This is a genomic window from Fructilactobacillus sp. X7R7C1 (genome assembly GCF_059901065.1).
In genome coordinates, this window is the sequence record NZ_JBWXVF010000001.1 from 39,902 (window position 1) to 54,925 (window position 15,024).

A 15,024-nucleotide genomic window follows, 5' to 3' on the forward strand; every position below is an offset into this window, starting at 1 on the left:
AATGATCGAAATTATTTTCAGCTCAATCGTGGCTTATTTTTCAACCAATCTGGATTACCTGCTCGTCTTGGTCCTTTTGTTAGGAGCTTATAAGAGCCCAAAGTTGGTCCTAACTGGTGACTTAATTGGAACGGTAGGATTAACTATCCTACCGATGGCGATTGCACGGATTCTCGGGGCTGTTCCCCAGATGTGGATTCTCGGCCTTCTTGGGATCTTCCCCATTTTATTTGGAATTAAGGAGTTATTTCCACCAAAGCCGCACTCAAGTAGTGATATCAGTACCAGTAATGGATCAAAATTCAAAATTGTGATGAAAGTCGTGGCGATCACCATCACCGCGTGTGGTGCCGATAACGTCGCCGTTTTCATTCCCATTTTCATCCGCAAAACTAATTTAGAACTACTCTTGGCACTCATCACCATGCTCATCATGGCGGTCATCTTTTTCTTCTGTGCCATCCTCATTGAGGACAATAAACGGATTAAAAATCTGTTAGGAAAATACGGTCGTTACCTGTCATCAATCGTGTACATCCTTTTGGGAGTCTCCGTTTTAGTTCAAAACGGCACGATTGCCCATTTCTTTCATTAATTAACAAAAAGGCATCCTAGTGGGATGCCTTTTTGTCTTGTTTCATAACTCGTCTCATGAACTGATCCTTCTGGTCAAACACGGTCTCATTCATAAAACCACTTGGACCATGGGGAACGCCGTCAACAATGTGAACCTCAACGTTCTGTTTGCCAATGAACTTGATGAGTTCGGCCGCCATGTTAATCGTCTGAACGTAAGGAACAACTCGGTCACCGGTTCCCGCGTACAGAAGCGCCGGAACCATGGCATCATTTAGGTACGTCACCGGATTGGCCTCGGCAACTAAATCAGGAACGTCAATCGGTCGGTGAAATCCCAGCATGGCACCCTCAAAAGAGTCGGCGTCACCGGTTTCATAAAAATTGGGCTTTTGACCGAGCGCCTCAAACTCCGGCTTTAAAAGGTCCATTTCGTACAATCCGTACGAAGAAATCACACCATCAACCTGACTTGAATAGTCAAAATGACTACCAAAATCACTTTCAAGGTGGCCACTGGCTTCAGAAGCTGCCAGTAACATCGCTAATTGAGCCCCTGATGATTCACCCATCATGAAAACTGCGTTACTATCAAAGTGATAACTATCAGCGTGAGCTTTCACGAAGCGCACCACGGCTTTTAATTCGTAGATTGCGGTGGGAAATGGTTTCATGTAACTAAGCGAATAATTGGGGCTGACAACCGCGTAACCGCGCTTTAACAGTTCCAAAGCACCGTTTAATTTAAAAGAACTCTTCTGTCCAAAGTACATCCCACCACCATGCACATCAATGATGACCGGGTAACGGCCGCGCTTTTCATTTGGCAGGTAAACGTCAAGTTTGTGTCGTTTGCCTTCCGCATAGGCCACATCGATGAACTTGCGGTCCACGAAGTCAGAATCGGCTGGTGAAAATTTATGTTCACGTTCAATGAATTTAACCATTTTAAGACTCCTTTGAAGTAGTTAATTTTATGATAATTCAAAAGCAAAAGGGCGGCAATTATTCCTACTTAATCGTGATGGTTTCGCCCTGACTCAGGCTAAATTAATTTATTTTACAAAAGTCAGTTTTTTCTATTGCTTTTTTTAAAAAAGAGGCTAAAATCAGGCCACGGTTGTTTAGAAGCACATTCTAAACGATATTTGGAAAAAGGGGTGAGAAACATTGGATAACAAAATTCTAACTGACGATGATTACGCCAAAATGCCATTGTCAGATCTCACTAGCACGTTAGACACGTCAAGCACCAAGGGTCTAAGTACCAGCGAAGCCAAACAAAAGTTACAAAAAAACGGATACAACGTCATCAAGAAAGGTAAGCAGGAATCGGTTTTAATCGCCTTCCTTAAAAACTTCACTTCACTAATGGCCATGCTGCTGTGGGTCAGTGGTGTGATTGCCATTCTGGCAGGAACCGTCGACCTTGGAATCGCAATTTGGGCAGTCAACATTATTAATGGTCTCTTCTCATTTTGGGAGGAACATGCAGCCAAAAAGGCCACCGACGCCCTTAGTAATCTACTGCCAACCTACGTCAATGTCATCAGAAACGGGAAATCAGTTCAAATCAACGCTGATGGGATTGTCGCCGGCGACCTCCTGCAACTGCAAGCCGGTAACGCCATCCCAGTTGATGGAGTCGTGGTCCATTCTTCATCACTACAGGTGGACGAATCCGCTCTAACCGGTGAATCACTTCCGGTTGATAAGAACAATAAGTACCAACATGGTGACGGAAAGTTTGCCATCAGTAACGTGGTCTACGCTGGGACCGTTGTCACCAACGGAACGGCGACCGTTTTAGCCGTTAAGACCGGGATGAACACCGAATTCGGTAAGATTGCCAGTCTGACGCAAAATCAGAAGAAGACGGAATCACCACTTACTAAGGAATTGAACCGTTTGACCCGTCAAATTTCCATTATTGCTTTTGCGATTGGAATTACGTTCTTTATCCTGGCAATTTACTTTGTTCATTACCCGCTTGCCAAATCGTTTATCTTTGCACTGGGAATGATCGTGGCCTTCATCCCGGAGGGACTCCTTCCGACCGTCACGTTGTCTCTAGCCCATGGCACCCAGGTCATGGCCAAACGTCACGCCCTTTTAAAGGACTTAGACAGCGTTGAGACCTTGGGTGAAACCAACGTCATCTGTTCTGATAAGACCGGAACGCTGACCCAAAATCAGATGACGGTCAACCACGTCTGGCTTCCAGACAAGGAGTACACCGTCACCGGAACGGGGTACTTCAACAACGGCAAAATCCAGTTCAACGGCAAAAATGTCAATCTCGCTGACGAACCGGATTTGGCCCTTTTGTTAAAGATTGCCCTATTAAATAATGATACTGCCATTAAGTACGACCCAGACAACAAGAAAGCTCCGTCAATTTTAGGGACCCCAACCGAAGCGGGATTGAACATCTTAACCGACAAGGCTGGTTTAAACCGTGATGACGCGACCAAACAGACGCCGAGGCTGAAAGAACTCCCATTTGACGCCAATCGGCGCCGCATGACCACGATTCAAAAGACGGCGCTAAACGGCAGTAACGTCATTTACACCAAGGGAGCCCTTGATAACATTCTTTCGATTTGTGACAAAATCCTAGTAAACGGTCAGGTGCGCCCCATCACCGCAACTGATAAGGAAAAGATTAACCAGGCCAATGCCGATTACGCTAGACAAGGCCTGCGTTCACTCGCTTTTGCCTACCGCGATAATGATACCGATGATCCGAAACAAGCCACGATTGACAACACCGAAAAGAGCCTTGTGTTTGTTGGTCTAGCCGTCATGTCCGACCCGCCACGAGAGGAAATCTTCGACGCGGTTAAAAAGTGTCACAGTGCCGACATTCGGATCATCATGGTCACTGGAGATAGTTCCTTGACCGCCAAAAGTGTTGCCGTTCAAATCGGCATTACTTCTGACAAGGCGCGGGTCATTACCGGCGAAGAATTAACTAAGATGTCAGACGATCAACTTCAAGAAGCCGTCAAGGGTGAAGTCATCTTCGCCAGGGTGGCTCCGGAAGACAAGTATCGCATCGTCTCCATGTGTCAAAAGAACGGTGACGTGGTTGCCGCCACTGGTGACGGTGTCAACGATGCTCCGGCATTAAAGAAGGCCAACATCGGCATTGCCATGGGCGTCAACGGAACCGACGTCGCCAAGGATGCCGCCGACATGATTTTAACCGACGATAACTTTGCCTCCATTGTTTCTGCCATTGAAGAAGGTCGGACCGTCTACAGCAACATCCAGAAGTTCCTCCTCTACATCTTGAACAGTAATATGGCCGAAGCCTTTCCGTCAATCCTGTTCCTGATCTCCAACGGTGCAATTCCACTCCCACTGACGGTCATGGAAATCCTGACCGTTGACCTGGGGACTGACTTACTGCCAGCGCTAGGACTTGGAACCGAAAAGAGTGAACCGGGAATCATGAAACGGCCACCACGTTCAAGAAGCTCGCACCTACTAAACAAGGGACTTATTATCAAAGCGTTTGGTTGGTACGGACTATTTGCGTCTATCTTGTCAACTGGCGGTTACTTCTTTGCCAACTACCAACACGGTTGGCCCAAGATTCCGCTAGCTGGCAGTGGCACGTTTTACGCCGAAGCCACTACCATGACGCTAGCTGCCATCGGCTTCTGTCAAATCGCTGCCGTCCTTAACTGTCGAACCGATTCGACTTCCCTATTTAAAATTGGGATCTTTAGTAACCACCGCATCATGTGGGGGATTGCCTTTCAGATTGTCCTAATCACCCTTCTAATCTACGTTCCGTTCCTTCAAGGTGTCTTTGGAACCGCTGCAATTGGTGTCAGTGACTGGATCTATCTGATTGCCATCCCAATTCCACTGGTTCTAATCGATGAGATCAGAAAGTACTTCGTAAGACGACACATTCACAACAAGTTCAACCAACACATGTCTCACCTACAAAAATTAGAAAAAGCCCTATAAAATTAAAAGAGGATGCTGAACGAATTGTTCAACATCCCCTTTTTGGTATGGGTTTTAAAAATTGAGGTTTTAATAATTTAATGGCAATCAATCGTTACTTCAGAATCTGACAAAATTCAATGCGTTCATGGTTAGGACCATAGACGTTAAAGAATTTAATTCCCTTCGTCCAGTACGCCCCAATGTATTGAATCTGATCATCATCGACGTTCAGTCCCATTTCTTTAGCGGCCTTAAAGGCACTTTCAATGTCAGTGGTATTTAAGGCAAAGTGGTTAATCGCGCCATCAACTGGGTTGGTTGGCTCGCCTTCCCAAATTTCAAGGGTAAGGTTGTCGTACTTCATAAAGGCACAGTGAATGTTACCATTTGGGAAATCGCCAATCTTTTTAAATCCAAGTTTTTCATAGTACTGAATGGTTTTGTTAAGGTCTTTGGTAGGAATTCCTACGTGTTGAAGACCAGTAAAGTAATCACTAATATTCATTTTCTTACTCCCCTTTTTATTATGCGATAATTGGTGTTCATCATTATCAACGTCGGTTGCCACCGTTGAATCTTCTATGCCATTAGACGTATCTAACGCTTGGTGCTTGAGGCTTGGAAAGACGACCTTATCGGCAATTCCGGTAATGCCACCCTGGAAAAGAAAGGCAAAAACCGTTCCAATCCCATAGTATTCAATTCGATGTGTGATCAAAATCGCAATTATTCCAATAACAGTCGGTGGGATGTATGAAGCCCACATTGCTTCAGCGGCGTTCCCCTTAAAATACTTGAAACGTAGGATCTGCATTAGATCGTCATTTGGGTGTAAGACCAGGTTGACCCGTTGATAAATCGAAATTCCAATCGCAATAAATGCAACTCCGATAAAGTTGACCAGCACGTAAACGGTGATTAAGCCCAACGAACGGGCCTCCGGTAACTTGATAATCTCGGTCAAAAGGTCATAGAATACCTGAACTAACCAGGAAAACGGAATCATGAAAATCATGTTTCCAATGGCTCTGCCCCAGTCCCATTTTCCAAGCAAGAGTGCATTCAAAATGATGATGGCGACTCCGATCAGGACGAAAGTCCAAAAAAGATTCCAATGAATCGCAATACTAAAGTTGGTTTCGGCCGCCGTCCAGTACGCGGACCCCAAAAACTGGGGAACCACCTTGGCACTGGTGACCAACGTCAGAACGTTTCCAAGTGAATTGATGATGATTGAAATAATAAAATAAATAATCGAAGCACTCATCGAAATCGTTCGTGGTGTTTTCTTTGCAGTCATAACAATCACCACATTTTTCTATTTAAGTTCTGGGTTAACTGCGACAATCGACTTCCCCATCTTAGGGGTCGTGTGATTTAGAACTCCTTCAACTTCGTCAAGCTTTAAAATATTATCCTGGAACGGAGTGGTCTTAACGGCACCGGATGCCAGTAAAGCAATCGCATCTTCAAAGGCATGGGGATTAATAATCGATCCTTTAATCGTTAACTGTTTCTTAAAGACATTGTAAGTATTCATTGAGAAGGTCTGATCAGGTTTACCGACTCCAAACATCAGCACTTGAGCACCCTTGTTGGTGTGCTCAGCAGCTTCTTCTTGAGTCTCGGGACGACCAACGGCTTCAACCACAAAGTCATAATTTTCTTTAATCGGGGTCTTCGTCGTGTTAATCACGTTGTCTAACTTTAATTCAGTCTTCAAACGGTCAAGCACCGAGTCGTCTAGAATCCCGGCTAAATCAATTCGTTGAATCCCGTAGTCACGCAGGATTTGAGCGAACAGACGAGCCATGAAACCATCACCAATGATTAAAGCGTGTTGGTAAGGGGTAATGTTCTCGGTAATCTTCATTGCGTGAACCACACAAGAGATTGGTTCAAGTGAACATGCAGCTTGAAGTGAGACTGAATCTGGTAACTTGTAAACCACTTTTTCAGGTGCTGTAAAGTATTGAGCAAGTCCACCATTACGAGTTACTCCAATGGCTGACAAGTTGTCACAGAGTTCATAACGACCAGTTCGACAATAGAAACACTTGTCACAATAAATATTGGGGTCAACGGCCACCCGATCACCCTTTTTAAATTCTTGGACGTTTTTACCAACGGCGGCAACAATCCCAGAATTTTCGTGACCTAACACGATTGGTGGGGTAGCGTCAGTGGAGCCTGGTAGTCCGTTAAACAGCCCATTATCAGTCCCACAGATTCCTGCATAGGCCGTTTCAACCAAAACCTCATCGTCTTTTGGAGTTGGAGTGTCAATCTGCTCCATTTTCATCTTTTGTTTGGCAGTCATTACTAAAGCATTCATTTTATCATTCATAATAAATAGCCTCTTTTTATCATGTTAAATTTAGTATTAATTAATAGTAAGTAAAATAAGCGCTTGTTTTTATTTACACATTCAATATATACTCGGAATTTTAATAATGCAACCGCTTACACTATTGGCATGGCAATAAATAACAACTTCACAAGCACCTCTGAATCAGCAAATATACTAAGATCAATATTTTAAATCATTTTGATTCTCATTTTATTCTGAAATAAATTAATATAAATAATAATTTCACAATAATTGTTTTGGTAAAACGAAGTAAAAATGAAAATCACACGAATTGTTCGGAAATAAAAACATCCCCAAACCGCTAGAAGATGTCCTAGTGGTCAAGGAATGATTATCAAATGAAGCTATTTAGATTAACTACATGATCAAAGTACTGTAGTTCAGACTTATTATGAACGACAGAAATAACGGTACTGCTTTTTAAATACTTTCCCATTAATTCATAAAATATATTAACCGATTGTGGATCAAGTCCATTACTACTTTCATCAAACAAAACCACCGATGGGTCCTGAATAAAAGTTCGCAAAATCAGAATTTTCTGTTGCTCACCGCCAGAAAAATGACTCTTAAATTCTTTGGTAGAATAATTTTTCAAAGCATCATCTTTTGAAATTTTCCCTAATCCGATTTCGTCAAAAAGTTGATTAATTAAGTCAAACGATGTCCTCTGATTTCCTGGATACGTTAAATTATCGTATAACGATCGGTTAAATAACGGTGTATCCTGACCAAGATAAACAACATCAGTTGGACCTTCCGCTGGAATTATAATTTCACCCCTTTGTGGCACTATCAGTCCACCAATTATTTTTAACAACGTACTTTTCCCTAAGCCATTATCACCAACAATCGCCGTCTTTTCACCCTTATGAATGTTTAATGACAAATGGATAAAAATGTTTTTGCTATTACGATAACTAAATTTAATGTTTTTAACCTTCAACCAATCACTACCCGGGGCAAAAATTCTGCCCTCATGAACCGAACCCAAAACAGGATAGTGTAAATCGTCTAATCCTGACCTGATACGATCAAAAAGCTCAATCATCTCCAGATACTCGGACCCAAATTGACTCAAACTAATGATTGAATACACTAAAATTAAAAGTCCAGAAATACTGTAGGACTTGTTCTTACCAACAATACTGATAAATACAATAATTCCAAATGCCATCACCACAATGAATAACTGCTGGATAATCGCAGATCCATTAATTTTATTTTGTAATTTATAATAGATTCTTCTCTCATTATTTAGTAGGTTATTAAAAATACCGTTTTCGTAGCTTAAACTTCTTAGTGAATAAATTGTTTCTTTATTATTATAAAAATCCAAGATGTATTCATTCACTTTGGAAGTTTTACTTAAAGAGTCGCGGACATATTGCCGATTTCTTCCCGACAATTTAACGGAAAGTAAAATGTAGATGAGAAAGACAATTAAATATGCAATTCCAATCATTAAATTCATTTTAGCCAAAATAACGGTATATAAAGAAAGTAAGGCAACTCCCTTAATTCCTGCTGGCATCACCTCTTGAACCAACTTGCGACATGAAAACGATACCTCATCAATGTAACTTTGAAGTTTGCCCACTTTTTCTGCTTGAAAGTACTTGTAACCACCCTTTTCGATGTTTGACCAGATCTCCTGTTTAGAATACTTACGGGTAGCCTGTAAAAAATAATTACTAACATAAGTGGTAATCGAAGGAATCATTAGCGTTAAAAACAATAAACAACTCGTAAAGATGACTTTCTTACCGTTTGAATTAATGATGTTACTTAGTAAATACGGCTGCAAATAGAAGATGGCGTACGATACAAATAAAAATAAAAGGTAAATGATAATCTTCAAAATACCAATTCGATTAATCAAATGTTTAGCAAAATATTTCATTGGCCTGCTCCCAATATCTAATATTAACTACCGTTAATTTTTATGTGATTCAAATAAATTGAGATAATCATAGCACCATCTAAAACAAATCATTTATAAAATCTATTCATTCTGAATCTCTTCATTTTTTCTCAAAAAATTGATTATCATAGACCCAACAAAGAAAATTAACACAACTACATTTAAAACCATCATTAAATTACTATTCGACACAAAAGCCGCAATAAACCACAAAGTGAGAGCGGCAACAATCATTGATAAGAACTCCATGATAGAAATAAAAGTGGACATCATCTTACTATTAACGTAATGCTGAAATTCAATATTAAGTTGATACGAATAGACATTGAAAGGAATCTGTAAAAGCGTCAAAAAAAACGACGGGCATAAAATCAAGCCTGAATACATTACACAACGCAAATAAAATCAGAATAAGTATCAGGTTAATAATATAAGATATCTTTGAAATTTTGATGTGTTTTAACATCATATTTCCAATAATTGAAAAGAGTTGAAACAACACATACACAATTCCGAAGTAAGCTTTAGAGATGTGGTCTTGTAACAAGATAAATTGCCAATATTGATAGAACACTTGGGCAAACATCTGCAGAAAACACATCAATACAATGATTACTGATAATTTACTGTTACTTTTAAGACTTTTAAGTCCGCCTACCATTTGACTTAAGGTGATCCGATCCTCCATCTTGATGTTTACTTTTGGAATTAAGCCTTGAATTAGTATAAAGGCAAGCACAAATCCTAATAAAGACACAATGTATATGTTAATTCCGATGTAGTTATAAATGGTTGCACCTAGTCCGCCACCAATTAATCCACTAAACAAAATCGCATAGTTGTTTTTCACGTTGAATTTTTTGATACTACCGTCATGATTTTTAATGGTTTTCACAAAATAGGTGTCTAAAGACCCTGTCATGCCCGCTGATGACATCCCATACAAAAACCATGCCACGCTGATTAGCAGAAATGATTTGGTCATAAAAGTTAAAAAATAAGAAATAAAAATCAAAATTAGAGAAAGTTGGTACATGTTCTTCTCTGAAATAATATCTGAAACAATACCAGATGGAATCTCCATTATGAGAGCTGCAACCATAAAAATACTTTGAATGATAGATATTTGACTGATAGAAAATCCCTTATCCAACAGAATTACGGATAAGATCGCATGCGGGAGGACCCTGGAAAAATTATACATAAAGTTTCCGGTTAAAAAGCTTTTTATTTGAGTACTTAAAGCATCGATAGGATCTCCTCCAATCAATCAGATTCTAAAAAAAGGGAAGAATATTTCTTCCCCTTTTACAATTAAGTTAGCTCTATTAAACAACTTCCATTCTTATTGTTCAAATACTTTTACTATTTATCGCCCCCACAAGCTCCTTTGCCACCGCTTTCGGTGATTACGGATTTTGTCCCGTAATTAAGCGTCCGTCTTTTACGGCATGGCTTTTAAATGGTCGTACCTTTTCAAAATGGGCCCCGTGCTCTTCGGAAACCTTCTCATTTAAGAACGGCACTCTTTTATAGTTGCCACTTAAAACTTCCTCAGCAGTCGTAAAACCAGTAATCTTTTTATTAGAAATGAGATATTTCCCATCTGGCAACTTAATGTTAAGGATTCCCGCAATGCCATGACACACCGAACAGATGTATCCACCGTTATTGTAGATTTCCAAACTGATTTTTTGTAACTGCGGGTCATCGGGGAAATCCCACATTACTCCGTGGCCACCAGTATAGTAAATCGCCAAATAATCTTCGGGGTTGATGTCGACTGGTTTCAGAGTGTTAGCCAATCCATGATTCTGATAGTCGCGATCTTGATACATCCTTAGAGTATCAGCATCAACGTACGACGACTTCATACTTCTCGGATCAATCGGGACGTACCTTCCCTTCGGACTAAGATAATCCACGTCGTATCCAGCCTCTTGAACTTCCGCCACAAATTCAGCTGATTCCCCCAACCATAAGCCAGTCAGTCGATTACTATTGGGAAAATTAGTTGTGTTAGTCTCAACCACTAAAATCTTTTTCATCGCAGCATCCTCCTATTTATCTTGACCCAGATATGGCACTAAAATTGCCTTCACTCTCTTGGCCAGCTTACCCTTATCAACCTGCTCGTCTGATAAAACTAGCTCTTCGATGATGCCATCAATTCCGTAGCAAATGAAGTCTAGTTCCGTTTGACTGATGTCTTTAGTGACAAACGCCAGTTGTTCCCTGGTAAAATCGTTGAATTCTTTTCTGAACTGATACGAATCTTGACTTTTTAATAGATTACGAAAGAAGTTACGGTCCTGAGTGAAGAAATTAATCCAAAGTTCAATCTTTTCTTGGACTTTCGTGTCGTCGACATTCTGACAGGTCAACCTCAACTCTTTGAAATATGAATTCATAAAGTCCAAAACCAGCGCCGACTTGTCAGAATAGTGGTCGTAAAAGGCTTTTCTCGTAATGTCGGCTTGATCGCAAATCATTTTCACCGAAATTTGATCTAAACTAGGCTTCTCCTGCAATAGTTCACGAAAGCTGTCCTGGATGGCTTTTTGGGTCTTTCGAACCCTTCTGTCAATCTTTTTTTCCATTAATAATCACCTTTTTTAGGTTAATAGTTGCAAATGCAACAGTTGTATTATAATATACTCGTGTAACTTAATCAACGAAACTTATATCATTTAGGAGGTAACTAATGAAAACAATCTTAATCACAGGAGTTAGCTCCGGAATGGGATATCAAACCGCTAAACGACTGGCAAACTCCGGTTATCAAGTTTTTGGGGCTGCCAGAAACACGGACGCAATGGAACCATTAAAGGCTTTCGGGGTTACTCCAATTAACATGGACGTTACCGACCAAAATTCGATGCAAAAAGGTGTTCATCAAGTTATTCAAACTGCCAGCAAGATTGACGTCTTGATCAACGGGGCTGGTTATGGTTCTTTTGGCGCCATCGAAAACGTCAGTACTGAGGAAGCCAAACGCCAATTTGACGTCAACGTCTTTGGATTAGTTGCCCTAACCAAACTGGTTCTACCCTACATGGAAAAACAACACGCGGGCAAAATTATCAACATTTCTTCAATGGCGGGCCGGTTCAGTAGCCCACTCGCCGGCTGGTACTTCGCATCCAAACATGCGCTTGAAACTTTAAGTGATTCACTTCGAATGGAAGTAAGAAAGCTTGGCATCCAGGTGGTCTTAATCGAACCGGGGGTTGTAAAAAGTAACTGGTCCAAAATCGCTATGAACAAGCTGGTTAATTCCTCTAAGGGAACCAAGTACGAAGCAGCCGCTAAAGAAATGGCCAATAAAACTAATAAAATTTATGCTTCAAAATTAGCGTCACAACCCACTTTGATTGCCAAAACAATTCAAAAAGTCGTTTTAGCCAGAAATCCCAGACCACGATATCTCATCGGGTTCGGTGCGAAACCAACCGCGTTCTTCAACGCCATTTTACCAACGAGACTGATGGATCGTCTGATCCCCAAATTTATGTAAGAGGTGCCTAATATGACTAACATTTCCAAACAAATGACCGCGCTGCAACTGCTGAAATACCGAACGCCCTTCGTAAAGGACATCATCCCCGTTCCTCAAATCAATGACAACGAGGTCTTGGTGTCAATCGCGGCCTCATCACTCAACCCAATCGACTACACCATTCAATCCGGTAAGGTAAAAATCATCATGCCATACAAGTTGCCAATTACCGTCGGAAACGACCTCTCTGGCACGGTGGTCAAAGTTGGCAAAAGGGTAACTAAATTCAAATCGGGTGACCAGGTGTATGGGCGTCCTGCTGATTATCAAAGTGGCACTTTAACCCAATTTATCGCGATCGATGAGAACAACATCGCTAAAACGCCTAGTAACTTGAGTCTAGTTGACGCCAGTGCCGTTCCCCTAACCGGATTAACGAGCTATCAGGCCTTAATTGAAATTGGCAAACTGAAAAAGGGCCAAAAGGTCTTCATTCAAGCCGGGTCAGGTGGTGTTGGTACCATGGCAATTCAGATTGCCAAAGCGCGGGGTGCCTTCGTTGCAACGACCACGAGTCCAAAGAACGTGGCGTTAATGCGCTCTTTAGGTGTCGATCAAGTGATTGATTATCATACGACGGATTTTTCCGAGGTGTTAAGTGATTACGACATTGCTTTTGACAGTCGTGGCGGCAAGACCCTCAAAGATACCTTTAAAATCTTAAAACCTGGTGGCAAGCTAATCACCATCAACGGAATTCCAACCTTTAAATTCGGCATGAAACATCATCTCGGTTGGTTTAAATCAATTTTGTTTGAGATTGCTAGTGGTCCCCTACAACTTTTAGCCAAAAAACATCACATTGAATACACCTTTTTCATCATGCATCCCAGTGGTCATCAACTAAACATCTTAACCCAAATGATTGAAGACCAGCAGTTAAGGCCGATTATTGATAAGGTTTTCCCCTTTAGTGACGTGCTAGCGGGATATAAACTACTGGAATCACACCACGCTACTGGCAAGATAGTGATTAAGATGAGGTAATTTTATTTAATAAAAACCGTAAAAATAAAATGAAGTGCCAGATAAAGTTAAAATTCTATGTCTGACACTTCATTTTATTTATTTAAATACATCAACAATTTCAGGAACAAACCATCCTATAAATCCTCCAAAAACGTACAACAGCCACCAATAATGAGAAATAAAATACCAAAAATTCAAAACCAATTAAGAGGTTCTAAATATATTAAAAAGTTTAATTAACAATAAAAAAAGAAAAACTATGTACTCTTATGTTCTTCAGTGTTACATGTGATACAATGTAATTGAGGAGATGATGTTGATGGAAAAAGTTAAAATCAGAAAACGTGGAAACTCAATTGGTATTAACTTCAATAGTGAGACTCAAAAAGAATATGGATTAGCTTTGGGACAAGAATACTTTCTAACTAAAGATCAACAGGGAGCACTTATGTTGGTCCCAAAAATAAAACAAATTTATGGCGACAAAAAATATGCCAACGGAAAACTTTACCAGTCTCCCATTAATAATAAAAGTCAACTAGAGGGACGTGAAATGATTTGAATAATCAATCGTATTGTCCAAATCAAGGAGACGTTGTTTGGATTGATTTTGATCCCAGTAGAGGAAACGAAATTAAAAAAAGACGTCCTGGCCTAGTAATCAGTACCAAAGCCTTTAATGACGCAACTCGTTTTGCTGTTGTTTGTCCAATTACGAGTACAATTAGAAACTATGCTGGTAATTTTAATTTAAATGGATACAAAACACATGGTCAGGTTATAACTAGTCAGCTAGCAAGTTATGATTGGTCTAGCAACAGTGATAGAAATATTAAATTCATTGAAAAATTAACTCAATACGACTTACTAATCATAGAACAATTAGTAGGTCAGATCTTTAATTTCCCTAGCCAGGGATAAAACAAATAGTAATAAAAAACTGATACGCCACAAAAAGCCTCTAACTATCGAATTAGTTAGAGGCTTTGGCATTCATATTGTTAGTACTAACAGTATTATCAAATCATTCCACGTTTCAAAAACGCTGAAACCAATTTTACTCTTAATCATGCCTCTTAATTGGTTTGGCCGGATCGCCTACGTAAGTTGCATTGGCAGGCACATCCTTATTGACAACCGAGCCAGCACCGATAATGGCATTCTCACCAATGGTAACGCCTGGAAGGACAATGACACCAGTTCCAAGCCAAGCATTCTTGTGAATATGAATGGCACTAGCGGTAATCAAATTTCGGTGATCTGGTCGCGTATCATGGTTAAGCGTAATCAGTGAAACTCGTGGTCCAATCAAAACGTTTTCGTCGAGATAAATCCCACCAGCGTCGTCAAACAGACAATCGGTGTTAATTAAAACACCTGGTTTTAGGAAAATATTGCGGCCAAAATCAGTCTGAAGTGGTGGAAAGACAATCACATTTTCTGGTACTTTTCTGCCAGTAATCTTCGCCAGGATTTCCTGTTGCTTAACTGGATCTAGTTCACTGTTAAACTGTTTTAATAGTTCAGCATTTTTAAAATGAATATCAAAGATTGGTTTAAACGACGGGTCACGAAAGTCAAACGTTCCACCGTTTAAGGCGGCTTTTAAAAGATCATCTTCTTGTGACATAGATATCTACCTCGATTTTTGTTTTTTAG

At 40.4% G+C, this 15,024-nt stretch carries 14 protein-coding genes and 1 pseudogene; 6 read left to right on the forward strand and 9 right to left on the reverse strand.

The genetic code is table 11. The features are described from left to right. Position 1 precedes the first annotated feature (1 nt). The gene (locus AC6UDC_RS00170; protein WP_500720655.1) at positions 2-595 is read left to right on the forward strand and encodes a cadmium resistance transporter; all 594 of its coding nucleotides are present in this window, start codon (positions 2-4) and stop codon (positions 593-595) included. 16 nt (positions 596-611) lie between these two features. On the opposite strand, the gene AC6UDC_RS00175 is transcribed toward AC6UDC_RS00170, so the two are convergent. Next, positions 612-1,523 carry an alpha/beta hydrolase fold domain-containing protein gene (locus AC6UDC_RS00175; RefSeq protein ID WP_500720656.1) on the reverse strand — a complete coding sequence of 304 codons (912 nt, stop codon included), beginning with the start codon at positions 1,521-1,523 and terminating at the stop codon, positions 612-614. Between the two features lie 262 nt (positions 1,524-1,785). On the opposite strand from AC6UDC_RS00175, the gene AC6UDC_RS00180 reads away from it, so the two are divergent. Further along, a complete protein-coding gene (locus AC6UDC_RS00180; RefSeq protein ID WP_500721200.1) occupies positions 1,786-4,560 on the forward strand; it encodes a cation-translocating P-type ATPase in 2,775 nt (924 codons plus the stop codon). Between the two features lie 94 nt (positions 4,561-4,654). Here the strand turns inward: AC6UDC_RS00180 and AC6UDC_RS00185 are convergent, their stop codons facing one another. The 7 genes and pseudogenes from AC6UDC_RS00185 to AC6UDC_RS00215 all read right to left on the reverse strand — a co-directional run bounded on the left by AC6UDC_RS00185 (position 4,655) and on the right by AC6UDC_RS00215 (position 11,437). Beyond that, on the reverse strand, positions 4,655-5,047 hold the full coding sequence (locus tag AC6UDC_RS00185) for a VOC family protein (RefSeq protein ID WP_500696009.1): 393 nt from the start codon (positions 5,045-5,047) through the stop codon (positions 4,655-4,657). Positions 5,048-5,119: 72 nt separating this feature from the next. Then, positions 5,120-5,842 (reverse strand): annotated as a pseudogene (locus tag AC6UDC_RS00190) (DUF6198 family protein); the annotation flags it as partial. 18 nt (positions 5,843-5,860) lie between these two features. Further along, the gene (locus tag AC6UDC_RS00195) at positions 5,861-6,877 is read right to left on the reverse strand and encodes a zinc-dependent alcohol dehydrogenase family protein (protein ID WP_500694283.1); all 1,017 of its coding nucleotides are present in this window, start codon (positions 6,875-6,877) and stop codon (positions 5,861-5,863) included. A gap of 370 nt (positions 6,878-7,247) precedes the next feature. Next, positions 7,248-8,816: an ATP-binding cassette domain-containing protein gene (locus tag AC6UDC_RS00200; protein ID WP_500720658.1), complete on the reverse strand. Its 1,569-nt coding sequence runs from the start codon at positions 8,814-8,816 to the stop codon at positions 7,248-7,250. 325 nt (positions 8,817-9,141) lie between these two features. Beyond that, positions 9,142-10,041, reverse strand: coding sequence for an MFS transporter (locus tag AC6UDC_RS00205; RefSeq protein ID WP_500720660.1), 900 nt, complete (start codon positions 10,039-10,041; stop codon positions 9,142-9,144). Positions 10,042-10,246: 205 nt separating this feature from the next. Beyond that, positions 10,247-10,885 (reverse strand): type 1 glutamine amidotransferase domain-containing protein, encoded by a 639-nt coding sequence (locus tag AC6UDC_RS00210; RefSeq protein WP_500720662.1) that lies wholly within the window; start codon positions 10,883-10,885, stop codon positions 10,247-10,249. A 12-nt stretch (positions 10,886-10,897) separates the two neighbouring features. Beyond that, on the reverse strand, positions 10,898-11,437 hold the full coding sequence (locus AC6UDC_RS00215) for a TetR/AcrR family transcriptional regulator (RefSeq protein ID WP_500720664.1): 540 nt from the start codon (positions 11,435-11,437) through the stop codon (positions 10,898-10,900). Positions 11,438-11,541: 104 nt separating this feature from the next. Here AC6UDC_RS00215 and AC6UDC_RS00220 point away from each other — a divergent pair, with 104 nt between their 5' ends. The 4 genes from AC6UDC_RS00220 to AC6UDC_RS00235 all read left to right on the forward strand — a co-directional run bounded on the left by AC6UDC_RS00220 (position 11,542) and on the right by AC6UDC_RS00235 (position 14,286). Beyond that, the gene (locus tag AC6UDC_RS00220) at positions 11,542-12,354 is read left to right on the forward strand and encodes an oxidoreductase (protein ID WP_500720666.1); all 813 of its coding nucleotides are present in this window, start codon (positions 11,542-11,544) and stop codon (positions 12,352-12,354) included. Between the two features lie 12 nt (positions 12,355-12,366). Continuing rightward, positions 12,367-13,383 carry an NADP-dependent oxidoreductase gene (locus tag AC6UDC_RS00225; RefSeq protein ID WP_500720668.1) on the forward strand — a complete coding sequence of 339 codons (1,017 nt, stop codon included), beginning with the start codon at positions 12,367-12,369 and terminating at the stop codon, positions 13,381-13,383. 301 nt (positions 13,384-13,684) lie between these two features. Then, the gene (locus tag AC6UDC_RS00230) at positions 13,685-13,927 is read left to right on the forward strand and encodes a hypothetical protein (protein ID WP_500694239.1); all 243 of its coding nucleotides are present in this window, start codon (positions 13,685-13,687) and stop codon (positions 13,925-13,927) included. Continuing rightward, entirely contained in the window at positions 13,924-14,286 is a 363-nt protein-coding gene (locus AC6UDC_RS00235; RefSeq protein ID WP_500694238.1) for a type II toxin-antitoxin system PemK/MazF family toxin, read from the forward strand. Before AC6UDC_RS00230 ends, AC6UDC_RS00235 begins: the two co-directional genes overlap by 4 nt. Positions 14,287-14,428: 142 nt before the next feature. Here the strand turns inward: AC6UDC_RS00235 and AC6UDC_RS00240 are convergent, their stop codons facing one another. Continuing rightward, positions 14,429-14,995 carry an LbetaH domain-containing protein gene (locus AC6UDC_RS00240; protein WP_500720670.1) on the reverse strand — a complete coding sequence of 189 codons (567 nt, stop codon included), beginning with the start codon at positions 14,993-14,995 and terminating at the stop codon, positions 14,429-14,431. Between the last annotated feature and the right edge of the window lie 29 nt (positions 14,996-15,024).